The sequence below is a fragment of the Akkermansia sp. NBRC 115031 genome (genome assembly GCF_030268505.1).
Taxonomy (GTDB): domain Bacteria; phylum Verrucomicrobiota; class Verrucomicrobiia; order Verrucomicrobiales; family Akkermansiaceae; genus Akkermansia; species Akkermansia massiliensis.
The window spans coordinates 466,561-478,677 of sequence record NZ_BSQU01000001.1 but is presented as its reverse complement, the minus strand read 5'-3'; the positions used below and the strand labels follow the sequence as shown (position 1 = coordinate 478,677).

Annotated in this window: 11 protein-coding genes; 4 read left to right on the top strand and 7 right to left on the bottom strand. The window is 58.4% G+C overall.

All coding sequences use genetic code 11. The features are described from left to right. Window positions 1-16 precede the first annotated feature (16 nt). Together QSJ36_RS01900 and QSJ36_RS01895 are read left to right on the top strand one after the other, a co-directional pair. A complete protein-coding gene (locus tag QSJ36_RS01900; protein WP_285466480.1) occupies window positions 17-622 on the top strand; it encodes a uracil-DNA glycosylase family protein in 606 nt (201 codons plus the stop codon). Window positions 623-636: 14 nt separating this feature from the next. Then, a complete protein-coding gene (locus QSJ36_RS01895; protein ID WP_253231726.1) occupies window positions 637-1,107 on the top strand; it encodes a hypothetical protein in 471 nt (156 codons plus the stop codon). A gap of 17 nt (window positions 1,108-1,124) precedes the next feature. On the opposite strand, the gene QSJ36_RS01890 is transcribed toward QSJ36_RS01895, so the two are convergent. Continuing rightward, window positions 1,125-2,588 (bottom strand): tryptophanase, encoded by a 1,464-nt coding sequence (locus QSJ36_RS01890; protein ID WP_285466478.1) that lies wholly within the window; start codon window positions 2,586-2,588, stop codon window positions 1,125-1,127. 152 nt (window positions 2,589-2,740) lie between these two features. On the opposite strand from QSJ36_RS01890, the gene QSJ36_RS01885 reads away from it, so the two are divergent. Next, window positions 2,741-3,334 (top strand): hypothetical protein, encoded by a 594-nt coding sequence (locus QSJ36_RS01885; RefSeq protein ID WP_285466476.1) that lies wholly within the window; start codon window positions 2,741-2,743, stop codon window positions 3,332-3,334. Here QSJ36_RS01885 and QSJ36_RS01880 read toward each other — a convergent pair. The 5 genes from QSJ36_RS01880 to QSJ36_RS01860 all read right to left on the bottom strand — a co-directional run bounded on the left by QSJ36_RS01880 (window position 3,324) and on the right by QSJ36_RS01860 (window position 10,070). Next, complete coding sequence (locus QSJ36_RS01880) at window positions 3,324-4,346, bottom strand: DUF4105 domain-containing protein (RefSeq protein WP_285466474.1); 1,023 nt, start codon at window positions 4,344-4,346, stop codon at window positions 3,324-3,326. The two genes, QSJ36_RS01885 and QSJ36_RS01880, sit on opposite strands and share 11 nt — an antisense overlap. Before the next feature lie 61 nt (window positions 4,347-4,407). After that, complete coding sequence (gene pheT / locus QSJ36_RS01875) at window positions 4,408-6,927, bottom strand: phenylalanine--tRNA ligase subunit beta (RefSeq protein WP_285466473.1); 2,520 nt, start codon at window positions 6,925-6,927, stop codon at window positions 4,408-4,410. An 18-nt stretch (window positions 6,928-6,945) separates the two neighbouring features. Further along, window positions 6,946-7,971, bottom strand: coding sequence for a phenylalanine--tRNA ligase subunit alpha (locus QSJ36_RS01870; RefSeq protein ID WP_022396059.1), 1,026 nt, complete (start codon window positions 7,969-7,971; stop codon window positions 6,946-6,948). A 222-nt stretch (window positions 7,972-8,193) separates the two neighbouring features. Then, window positions 8,194-8,700 (bottom strand): hypothetical protein, encoded by a 507-nt coding sequence (locus tag QSJ36_RS01865; RefSeq protein WP_146016934.1) that lies wholly within the window; start codon window positions 8,698-8,700, stop codon window positions 8,194-8,196. 212 nt (window positions 8,701-8,912) lie between these two features. Continuing rightward, on the bottom strand, window positions 8,913-10,070 hold the full coding sequence (locus QSJ36_RS01860; RefSeq protein ID WP_022396058.1) for an MFS transporter: 1,158 nt from the start codon (window positions 10,068-10,070) through the stop codon (window positions 8,913-8,915). A 497-nt stretch (window positions 10,071-10,567) separates the two neighbouring features. Here QSJ36_RS01860 and QSJ36_RS01855 point away from each other — a divergent pair, with 497 nt between their 5' ends. Continuing rightward, window positions 10,568-11,188 (top strand): DUF417 family protein, encoded by a 621-nt coding sequence (locus QSJ36_RS01855; protein ID WP_022396057.1) that lies wholly within the window; start codon window positions 10,568-10,570, stop codon window positions 11,186-11,188. A 245-nt stretch (window positions 11,189-11,433) separates the two neighbouring features. On the opposite strand, the gene QSJ36_RS01850 is transcribed toward QSJ36_RS01855, so the two are convergent. Next, a complete protein-coding gene (locus QSJ36_RS01850) occupies window positions 11,434-12,036 on the bottom strand; it encodes a transglutaminase family protein (RefSeq protein WP_102730673.1) in 603 nt (200 codons plus the stop codon). Between the last annotated feature and the right edge of the window lie 81 nt (window positions 12,037-12,117).

Genomic DNA, 12,117 nt, shown 5'->3' with positions numbered 1-12,117 from the left:
CCCCCACCTCCCGTTCATGCTGGACCTGGCGGAAGAACTGAAGGCGGCGGCCGCGGAGGGGATGCAGCTCCCTTCCCTGTTCGTGGACCCGGCGTCCATCCTGGCCGTGATGGTCAATGAAGTGGTTCCGGAATGCCCGGAAGACGATTTTTACGGGAACGCCCCCGCGCCGCTGTACCTGTCCACCGCCCTGCCCCTGTTCCTCCGGGGCGGGCTCCCAGCCTCTTCCATCCGTGACGTGACGGAAGCCGGCATTTACATCACCAACGCCGTCAAGAGGCCCAAAAGGGAAAGCGCGGTGCCGCAGGAAATGATTGAAGAGAGCCTCCCCGTGCTGGAACGGGAATTGTCCCTTTTCCCGAATCTCCGCGCCGTGATGCTGATGGGGGATGTAGCCAAAAAGGCGTTCAACATGATTGCCCGCAGCAAGACGGGGAAGAGCGCCATTCCCGCCGGCTCCACCTACAAGCTCCGCAGGACGCCTTTTCATGCCATGGGGCTCCGCATTTTCCCGTCCTACATCATGACGGGACGCAATCTTCTGATCGAAAAGTCAAAGACGGCCATGGCCGCGGAAGACATCCGCGCCATGCTCGAGTTTATCCGCAGCCAGGAGAGCTGAAGGCGCTTGCGGCCATGAAACCGGATGGAGAGGAAGAGAGCCCTCTTTTAAAAACAGATGCGGCCTTTGTCCGCATTCTGATCAGGTTGCCGCGCAGGCATGCGGCTCTCCTGCAAACGCCGGGAGAAATTCCGCCATCAATGAGTAATCTAAGGTATTCTATTGCGCCAGGGAGTGAAGGAGCATTTCAGATTCATTTGCCCTGCGGGCTTGAAATTTCGCTTTCCGTTCTACCGGGCTTGTCCGGATTTCCGGCCTTTTGGCCGAATCCCTTTCCGCAGCGCAGCAAAGGGGATTTTTTTACCCTTTTCATGTTCCGTTCGGAGCCGATAAGGGCGGCAGCCCCTTATTTCCAGCAACGCGACAGTGGGAAAAATAACGGAGGAAGGACATATCCCCGGCATGCCCGCTGCATTTTTCCACGCAGGAAGACTTTCATGACGGCAAGGGCCGAACCAGACGGTTCAGCCCTTGCAAATGGTTGAGAACTGAGAAAAGGCGCTTACAGGCTTTCCCCGAAGTCCTGGCGGTACTTGGCCGCCAGTTTTTCAGGCCAGTCGCTCTTGGCGCGGAGCTTGCCCATGAAGAAGCGCAGCACGGGCGGTTCCTCCACGAATTCCAGGCCGCCGATCAGGTCGCGGTTGTCGTAGAGCCATTTCATGCGGTCCGCCACGTATTTGACCTGGGACAGCGTGAAGACGCGGCGCGGGAAGGCCAGGCGGAGCAGTTCCACATCCGCCAGAATGTCGTCGCCGTTTTCGTCACGGACGCTGGAGAGCGTGCCGCGTTCCATCCCGCGCACGCCGGAGGCGATGAAGAAGGCCGCCGCCAGGGCCCCGGCAGGATAGTCCTCCTGCGGAATATGGGGCAGGAAGCGCCCGGCGTCAATATGGGCGCCCAGGCCGCCCGCGGGGGTCACGCAGGGAATGCCCATGTCCACCATCTGGCCGATGAAGTATTCAATGAAGGAGGGACTCTGGGAAATCACGGTCAGGTCCGTGGTTTCATACAGGCCCACGGCCATGGCTTCAATTTCACGCACGGAGATGCCGCCGTAGGTCAGGAAGCCTTCAAACAGGGGAACCAGGTGCTCCATTTTCTTGGCGATGGAATGGTCGTTCGTGCAGATGCCGCCGCCGCGGGAGGAGGAAACCTTGCGGGCGGAGAAGTATACCAGGTCTGCCAGGCCGCACATGGTTTTCAGGATGTCAGCGCAGGAGGAGTCCTTGAACTCGTCTTCACGCATCTTGATGAAGTAGGCGTTTTCCCCGATCAGGGAGGCGTCCAGCACCAGCATGATGCCGAATTCGTCGCAAATGCCGCGGATTTCACGCATGTTGGCAATGGAGAAAGGCTGGCCGCCGATTAAATTGGTGGAGGCTTCCATGCGCACGAAGGGAATTTTTTCCGCCCCATGGCGGGCGATGCAGCCGCGCAGCTTGGCCGGGTCCAGATTGCCCTTGAAGGGGTTGGTGCTGACCGGGTTGATGGCTTCATCCGCCACCAGTTCCTCAATCTTGCCGCCGTTCAGGTCAATGTGGGCGTGCGTGGTGGTGAAATGGTAGTTCATGGGAACCACGTCACCGGGTTTCACGAAGGTGCGGGCGATGATGTTTTCACAGGCGCGGCCCTGGTGGGCGGGAAGCAGGTATTCCTTGCCGAAGACGTCCTGCACGGCCTTTTTCAGGCGGTCAAAGCTCTGGGAACCGGCATAGGCGTCATCCGCACGGAACATAGCGGCGATCTGGTTGTCGCTCATGGCGTTGACGCCGGAATCCGTCAGCATGTCCAGGTAAACGTCGTTCGTGCTGAGCTGGAAGGTATTGAACCCGGCTTCCCGCGCGGCTTCCAGGCGGCGTTCCACGGGAACGAGGTGCAGCTTCTGCACGACGCGGACTTTGTGCAGTTCCAGGGGAATCTGCTCTCCATTGTAAAATTTGACAACGTTGGATGGTTCTGAATTCATAAAATAAAAGATGGGTAAAAGTATAGCAGAATGAGCCCTTTCCGCAACATAAAAGGAATGCCCGCGTCTTTTTGCGCCCTCCGGAAAGGCAGGTATGCCGCTGGCAGGAAAAATGTGGAACTTCCCGGCGGAAGCCCCTAGCGTGAAACCCTATGAAAGAACACTGGAAACTGATTCAGCAATATCTGGGGCTGGATGCGGACGGCATCCCCGGCCCCCGGACGGCCCAGGCCCTGATGGAAAAACTGGAGATCCCCCAGCCGGAGCATGCCTGGCCCAGCCAGGAGGAAGTGCGCTCCGGAAAATCCGTCTTCGGCCGGGCGGGGGATGAAAGCAACCTGACCAGCGTCAGGCTGCCCTACATCATGAGACTGGCGTGGGACAGGGACACGACCGTTTCCACCATGCGCTGCCACAAGCTGGTGGCGGAACCGCTCACCCGCATTTTCCAGGCCACCCTGGACCATTACGGCATGGAGAAGGTGCGGGAACTGGGGCTGGACCTGTACGGCGGCTGCTTCAACAACCGCTCCATCATCGGCGGGAAGGCCACGTCCATGCATGCCTGGGGCATCGCCGTGGACATGGACCCGGACAGGAACGGCCTGAACATCCCTGCACCGAAAGCGGCGCTGTCCGGACCGGAGTACACGGCCTTCTGGCAGTTCGTGGAGGCGGAGGGGGCCGTATCCCTGGGACGCGCACGCGATTACGACTGGATGCACTTCCAGTTCGCTACTCTTTGACCGGAGCGGACGGGTCCGTGCGCCAGCCCTCCTCCCAGCGGCGGCGGAGGGCTGCCCAGTCCAGCCCTTCCCCGCCATGCCCCAGGAAGGAGCGTTTTTTCAGTTCACGGAAGTTTTCTCCGGGCAGATGGAGCAGCTCCCCCCGGTCATAGGCGTCCTGGTCGCACATGCCGTTAAAAACGGGAGTCCATTGCCAGCGGCGCACGCCCAGGTAGTTCTTGAACGTATCCACCAGTTCCGTCGTGCAGTTGGCAGTGACGGTGTTGTAGTAACGCGGGCGTTCGTGGAGGCTGTTGATTTTCTCCGCAAACCCCAGGAAGGCCTTTTTCAGGTTCTCCCTGCCGATGTTGATGCGGTACAGGTACATGTCCTCCTTCCGGTAGGTGGTGCGCAAGCCGAACAAGTCTTCCTCGTCCGCCAGGATGTGAATCACGTTGAATTGCTTGTAGAGGCCCGGAACGGTCCCCTGCTCCACCCCTTCCGGCAGGCGCGTTTCCACGGAGAGGGCCAGATGCCTTCCGTCCTCAAAGCCGAAGGAAAGCATGGTATGGGCCACAAATTCCATCCCGTCCCAGTGGCTCACGGCAAAGTCCAGCGTGGCCAGCTTGTCCAGGTCAAAGCGGCGCGTCACGTAGCGCGCGTCAAAGTCCTGCTCCGTCCGGTAAACGAAGCTGCGCACGTCCTTCACCAGGATTTCATTCCCGTTGATTTCCACGGCGGGCAGGCGGCTCCATGACGGCTGCCACTCCTTGCCGTTCGTCGCCGGAATGCACAGGTAATACACCAGCAGCAGGGCCAGCACACCCCAGGACGCGCGCCAGAATACGGGCCGCTTTCTGCGGAAGATGAAGGCACAGGCCATGGCGGCTACGTAAAGCCACACCAGCACGGCGCCGCCCCATACATTGTAAAATACCACGCCCGCCGCCCATACGGAGAGGCCGAACCACGCCGCCATCATCAGAACGCGGGCGGCAGCCAGGCCCGCATGGCGCAGGGAAGTCAGGTGCATGGGAAATGAAAAAAGAGGCCGCGCGTTCCGGTTCATGAAACGCGCGGCCCGTTGACGGGGGTTATCTGAAGGAAAGGCCCTTTACCTTGTCCGCCAGGGCTTTCAGCACGCGCTGGTGCGCGGCGTCCACTTCCGCAGCCGTGAGGGTCTTGGCCGGATCCCTGTACAGGAAGGTGTAGGCAATGGATTTGCGGTCTGCCGGGAGCTTTTCACCTGAGGGGTCCGTGAATACGTCAAAGCAGGAGTAGCTGACAAGCAGTTTTTCCCGTGCGGCTTCAATGGCTTTCACGATGTCCGCATTGGGCGTGGAAAGGGGCAGTTCCATGGCCGCATCACGGGAGGAGCCGGGGAACTGGGGCAGTTCCGCGGCCTTCACGGGAGCGGTGAGAATTTCCTGCATCTTGCGGAGGTCCAGTTCCGCCACGTACACGGGCTGGTCCAGGCCCAGCTCCCGGCAACGCGCCAGGGACAGGCGGGCGAAGTAGCCGCAGGCCTTCCCGTCCAGCTGCACGTCCGCCCCCAGGGCGGCCTGTTCGCGCGGTTTGGCGGGGGTCAGCGTAAAGCGGTGGCCCGGAGCCAGCGCTTCCATGACGGCCAGCAGGTCTTCAAAGGAGGCCTGTTCCGGCCTGGGGTCCGCCCAGGAGCGCGCCGTGCGGTCCCCGGAAACCAGGATGCCCAGGGTATCCGTTTCAATGTCCCTGCCCTTGCCGCCGCCCGTATTGCGGAAGACGCGGCCAAGTTCAAAGAAGCGCAGGCCGGAGACGCCCTGGTTGCTGTTGCGCACGGCGGCGGCAATCAGGCCGGGCGTGTGCGCGGGGCGCAGTACGGAGTGGTCCTCGCTGAGCGGCAGGGACACGCGGATGAGGTCGCCGTCCTGCAGGGGGCGCAGGGGTAGCGCGTCCTTCACCTGGGCGATGGCGCCGTCAGCGGCTTCAGAGGCGATGAGCTTGATGGTCTGGGTTTCATAGAACCCCAGGGCCGCCAGCTTGCGGCGCAGGCCCATCTGGAAGTTATAGGCCACGTCTACGGGGGATTCCGTGACGAAGGGGCCGGAGAAGCGGGACGGGATGCCGTCCAGCCCGAAGACGCGGACGATTTCCTCCAGCAAGTCGCAGGGGCGCGTAAGGTCCAGGCGGTGGGAGGGGATCAGCCAGCATTCCGGGGCGTCCGGAACCTGCATCAGGCCCAGCGCCGCCAGGATGCGCGCGCCTTCCTCGTGGGAAATGGAACCGCCGGACATCTGGTCCAGAGCCTTCCAGGGAAGCTTCACGAAGCCCAGTTCATTGGTCACCGTGGCGCCCTTCCCCTGCTTCAGGGAAGCGAACGCGGAAACGGGGCCGTCCGGCTCCCCGCAGGAAGGCATGCAGGCATGGGCCGGATTCGCCACGGGGGCGCCGGCCACATACGTCTTGGAGGCCGTGCCGCCCGCCAGCTGGAGAATCAGTTCCACGGCCCGCACGGAACCGCGCAACACGTTCCAGGCGGAGGTGCCGCGTTCAAAGCGGTAGGAGGAGTCGGAGGACAGGGCCAGCCTGCGGGACGTGGCGCGCACGGAGGAGGGCTTGAACCAGGCGGATTCCAGAATAATGTCCGTAGTGGCTTCCGTCACGCCGCTTTCCTCCCCGCCCATCACGCCGCCGATGGCGAGCGCCTTGCCGGACTGGTCCGCGACGACCAGGTCCGTGCAGTTGAGGGTGTATTCCTGCCCGTCCAGGGCCTTGAAGGTTTCCCCTTCGTAGGCGGTGCGGGTGACGATGCCGCCCTGCACCTTCGCCGCGTCAAACGCGTGGAGGGGCGTGCCCAGTTCATGCAGGACGTAGTTGGTGACGTCCACGATGTTGTTGATGGGGCGCAGGCCGATGGCCACCAGGCGTTCCTTCAGCCATTCCGGGCTTTCCTGCACCTTCACGCCGCTGATTTTCACGGCGGTGTAGTACGGGTTCAGGTCCGGCTGGTCCAGCCGCACGAAGTCCCCGGCGGGTTCCAGCTCCACCCCGGCGTCATCAATGGAAACGGGCCTGTACTCCCGTCCGGAGATGGCGGCCAGTTCATACGCCATGCCGTTGTGGGAAAGCAGGTCCGGACGGTTGGGCGTCACTTCCACTTCCACCATCGTATCCGCCTTGACGACCTGGGAGATCGGCGTGCCGGGTTCCAGCTCCTGCGGAAGAATCCAGAGGCCGTGCTCCTTGTCGGGCAGCCCCAGTTCGGAAGCGGAGCAGAGCATGCCGCGGGATTCCACCCCGCGCAGCTTGCCCACCTTGATTTCAAAGTTGCCGGGCAGCACCGCTCCCGGCAGGGCGCAGGGAACCTTGTCCCCCACCTTGTAGTTCTGCGCGCCGCACACAATCTGGTGCAGCGTGCCGTCGCCCACGTCCACCTGGCAGACTTTCAGGCGGTCCGCCTGGGGATGCTGTTCCGCGGCAGCCACGCGGGCCACCACCACGTACGGGGAGTCCACGCCCTGCTGGCGGATGTCTTCCACTTCAATGCCGGCAAAGGTCAGCATGTCCGACATTTCGTCCACGCTCAGGCCGGCCAGGTCAATATACTGGGAAAGCCAGTTAAGGGAAATTTTCATATCTGAGTAAGGTAAAAATTATTGGAATTGGGCAAGGAAGCGCACGTCGTTCTCAATCAGGGCGCGGATGTCCCGGATGCCCCAGCGGATCATGGCCAGGCGGTCCAGGCCGATGCCGAAGGCAAATCCGGTCAGCCCCGTGTAGCGGGCCTGCACGCCGGGTTCCAGCCCCAGTTCGCGGTCCACGGCTTCAAAGACGTTCGGGTCCACCATGCCGCAGCCGGCGATCTCCACCCAGCGCGGTTCTTGGCCGTCCACCTTCAGCTTCACGTCAATTTCAAAGCTGGGTTCCGTGAACGGGAAGAAATGGGGGCGGAAGCGCACTTCCGTATCGGAGCCGAAGAGGGCGCGCAGGAAGTATTCCAGCGTCCCTTTCAGGTCGCCCACGGAAACGTCCGTGTCCACATACAGGCCTTCCAGCTGGTTGAAGGCGGAAAGGTGCGTGGCGTCAATCTCGTCACGGCGGTAGGCGGAGCCGGGGGAAATCACGCGCACGGGGGGCGTCTGCTTCTCCATGGAGCGTATTTGCACGGTGGAGGTGTGCGTACGCAGCAGCTTGCCGGAATCAAAGTAAAACGTGTCCTTCTCATTGCGGGCCGGATGGTCCTCCGGCGTGTTCAGCGCGTCAAAGCAGTGGAACTCGTCCTCAATCTCCGGGCCGTCCGCCAGGGCAAAGCCCATGTGGCGCAGAATGCGGATGGCTTCATCCCGCACGATCGTGAGGGGATGCAGGCCGCCCTGCGGCAGGGAGCGGGCCGGAAGCGTCAGGTCAACGCCGGCCACGGCGGCCTTGTCCGCCTGGGCCTGCACTTCCTCCAGCTTGGCGTCCAGCGCTTCCGTAATAGCCTTGCGGGCCTCGTTAAGCAACTGGCCGACGGCGGGCTTTTCCTCCCTGGGAACGTCCTTCATGCCCGTCTGGGCCATGGTCAGTTCCCCTTTTTTGCCGAGGATGGCTACGCGCGCGTCTTCCACGCCGCGCCTGTCAGACACCTGGGCGATGCGCGCCAGGGCATCCCGTTGAATGCGTACAATCTCTTCCTTCATAAAATTTGACGGGCAAGAGCTTACCCGTCCCCCCCGCCAGCGTCAAGCCCTTCGGAGGGCAGATCACAAAGTCATTGCACCTGATTTTGAAAAGATCAAACTTTCATTGTTTCCTTCATCATTGGAATCATATAGTTCCTCTTATATTATTTTCCAAATAATATCACAATAAATTTATTTTTATTCAATATCTATCGGTGATATATGGATGGAAAACGATCATTAATTGGAAGATATATATCCTAATACAGTCAAACATAATCCAATGCACCATATTGCAACACACAAAAGAGGCAACCATGTACCAAGAAGAGAAACAACTTTAAAAGAACAATGTTTTCTCTCTTTTAAGCATTTATCTGTTACAGAGAATACATGATATTCATCAAGATTATGTAATATTTTAAGAACGATATCCAATTTTATGTAAATTCTGTAAACAGAAAACCACAATAACGATTGAATTATCACGCCAATAAGTAGTATCCATATGAGATTAGCATTGCTCCTTACTGTTACAGCTGCCATTAGAATTAATGAAAAAATAATGAAAAAATAGTTTAGTCTAGTACAAAATAAATTCTCCATAAACTCTCTTTCTTCATAAAAAGTCCAATCTCCATTTTCCCTTTGTTTTTCATAAAACCGAAGAAAATCGGCTTTGGAAAGAGTGGATGGTTCAAGTAGACAAGAAATACGCGTACTCATTTTTTGATTATCGTCTTTCATACAGTATTTTTCGTATCTCTTATTTAATAGCAAAGAAATATAATTTTTCAAGATAATTTTTTCTATTTCCCATAAAGTCGGAATAGATGAATCTAATTCATCAGGTCATAAATAGAAAGTTTGGAAATCTTTTAATAAAACAAAATATTACAGAAAAAATTATAAATATAATAAAAAACCATTTATAAAGTCACTAATTTTCAATTAACAATTTACACATACCCCGGCTGGGCGGACATGCGGCCGGAAATCATGCCGAGCACGCAGAAAAAGGTATAAACCAGGCAGAACGGCAGGAAGGAACCGCCCTGGTGGAGGAAGGAGGTGAACAGCAGGCTCAGGGCAGCGCCCATGGTGAAGCCGATGCCCTGGGACATGCCGGAAAGCCTGATCGCCTCCGACGGGGTTCTGGCCCGTTCCACCATCAGCGCCATTCCGCGGCTGAAAACGGTTCCCGTCGCCAGGCCGAACAGAATGGCCATCCAGACAGCCCAGTCCAGCGGAAGATACAGGATGCCCCAGCAGGAAAGAGCCGCCAGGGCCATGGCCATCACGATGAGAAGGCCCCGGCCCCCCGTGGCTTTTTCCAGAGCGTGCGCGGAGAGCGTGGCGGGAAGCTGGGCAAACATGGCTACGGAAAGGATGAAACCTGCGTCCACGTAGCTCATGCCGCGCTGCCTCAGGAAGATGGGAATCCAGGTGTAAAAGAAATAGGCTGCCCCCACCCGGCTCAAATAAAAGATGGTGACCTGCCATGCCTTGCTGCTGCGCAGCAGGTTGCGGCCGGAAGAATCCGGATCGCGCTGGAACACTCCTACCGGATGCTTGAGGAAGTACGCGCCCCACACCAGCATTCCCAGCAGGATGGGAATAATCCATATTCCCAGCCCAAAGCGCCAGCCGCCCAGCATGTTGGAGATGGGAACGGACAGGCCGGAGGCCACCGCGCTCCCCACGCCGATCATGGCGCTGTAAATGCCCATCATGGCGGAGGCGTGGTCCGGAAACTGGTGCTTGATCAGTCCGGGAATAGCCGCTCCGGCAATCCCCATGCCCAGCCCCATCAGGACCATGCCGCCGTACAGGCCCGCCACGCCGTCCCAGCTGCGCCAGAAAATACCGGCCACGGCCAGAAGCTGGAACCAGAAAATGATCTTCCACGGCGTCAGCCAGCGCGCCACGCGCGGAGAAATGGGCGCGGCCACGCCCAGCACAAACACGGGCAGCAGGGCAAACAGCCCTGAATTTTCAAGGGAAAGGCCCATATCCTTTTCAATCGTTCCCAACAGCGGGTCCGGAGAGTCAAATCCGGTCCGCAGATTGAAACAAATGATCAAAAAGGCCACAAGCAGCAGCATCTTTCCCTTCATGCTTCCGGAAGTTCCTGCCTTATCCATCCCATGTTATACAGCCGTTCCCCCGCCCCCGTTCAAAAGTAAAAAACTTTTCCGGCTGTATGCGGCAGGGGGCCCGGGAAACGGTTTGCGCGGCTGGACGGAATGCGAAGCATGAACCCCGCAGAATGAGGGAAGCCGAACGTGGAACAAATCACTCTCTTGACCCCGGCACCGCAGCCATCAGGAAAGGCAGAGGAAGACATGTTCCCGCAGCTTGAACGAAACAGGCCGCCTGGGAATGAAGGCCTCCCGGCCTTCGGGAATCCATCCTGGGAGCGCAGCAAGCCAAGCTCTGGAAAGGCAGCCATTTATATCTCTCCTTTTCCAGTTTTTCCACTCACATCTAAAAAAACACCATCATATTAAAAAAGAATGTCTTACGGCTTGTCTGCATTTTATATTCCTATAGGAATATTTGGAATTAAACTAAATTCCCTTGACGATGAATATTTTCAGTATTACAAGCGGATATGCCTACTACATGCCCGTCCCCTGAAAAATGCCTCCGATACGCCGAGACCGTCCAACGGTTCGGCATCAATTTTCTGAGAGTGGCCGTCTTCATCGTCTTTGCCTGGATTGGCGGCCTCAAGGCCTTCCAGTATGAAGCGGACGGCATTGTTCCCTTCGTAGCCAACAGCCCGATGATGAGTTTCTTCTACGACAAGAAGGCTCCCGAATACAAGCAGCACATGAATAAGGAGGGAGCCGTGGTGCCGGCCAATATCGCATGGCACAAGGAAAACAACACCTACGGCTTTGCCTACGGGCTGGGAATCCTGATCGTCTCCATCGGCACGCTCGTACTGCTGGGCCTCTTTTTCCCGAAGGTGGGCCTCATCGGCGACTGCCTGCTCATCATCATGACCGCCGGAACCTTGTCCTTCCTGATAACCACCCCGGAAACGTGGGTGCCCGACCTGGGCGGACCCAACCACGGCTTCCCCTATCTGTCCGGGGCGGGACGCCTCGTCATCAAGGATATCGCCATGATGGCCGGAGGCTTCATCCTGCTGGGCACGGATTTCAAGCGCATCCTGAAGGCGCGCCTCGGTTGCCCAAGGAGCGGGGAATCCTGCTGCAAGAACTGATTCTTTCTGTCACCTCCTCTGCCGAACGGCAGAGGCTTTTTTATGCGTTAATGTTCCATATGCAGCCGTCTGGAGCGGCTTAACCTCTTGCGTCAATTGAAAGAAAATCAAGCGTCAGCGAAGGAATAATAAAAAAGGGCGCAGTCCCTGGCCGCATTCCGTTCAGAAACCGCAGAGGCCTGCGGCGCCCCGGGAACCGTTCCTCCTGCATTCAGAGCGGGAGCACGGAACAGCCGCCTGTTCCGCTAAATTTCTCCCGGCAGGGAATGGAGGTACATGTACAGGGCGTCCGTGCTGTTTTCCAGCACGTCCATGGTGAGCTGCAAGGGTTCCGCGTAAATTTCAGGATAATCCGCTTCCCCTATTTCCGGCCTCACGCGGAACGCGAGCCGTTCCTTCTCCAAATCCATCTCCGCCCGGATGCCCTCTTTATTGCCCCTGGCGTCAAGTCTGATCCACCTGCCCGGATCTTGCAGAAAAACCGCATTCAGGGCATGGATGCAGTACCCGCTTCCCGGCGTATCTTCCAGCGTCAGCCGCTGGTAGCATATCCCCGCCGGGATGCCGCAGGCTCTGAGCAGGGCCGCAAGCAGATTCGCCTTAGCCCAGCAGATGCCCGTTTTCTCCCGCAGCACGTCTGACGCCGAAACCGTCACTCTTTTATCCTGCGCATCCCATGAATGGCTTATTTCATCCCTCACGAAGCGGTAGGCGCCTGCTATCCATTCCAGCTCTCCTTTACCTGCGGCGCGGAGCCGGGCGGCCCTGTCCAGCACCAGCTCATGCTTCCAGTCAATATAAGGACTGGTTTTCAAATATTCACTGAGGTCGTTGACGATGGCGGCCATGCTTGCTTCTTCACCTCTTACCGGAAAACCGGAAGTAAGTACAGGCGGAAAAGGCCACGGAGGTTCCGGGGCAAGATGGAG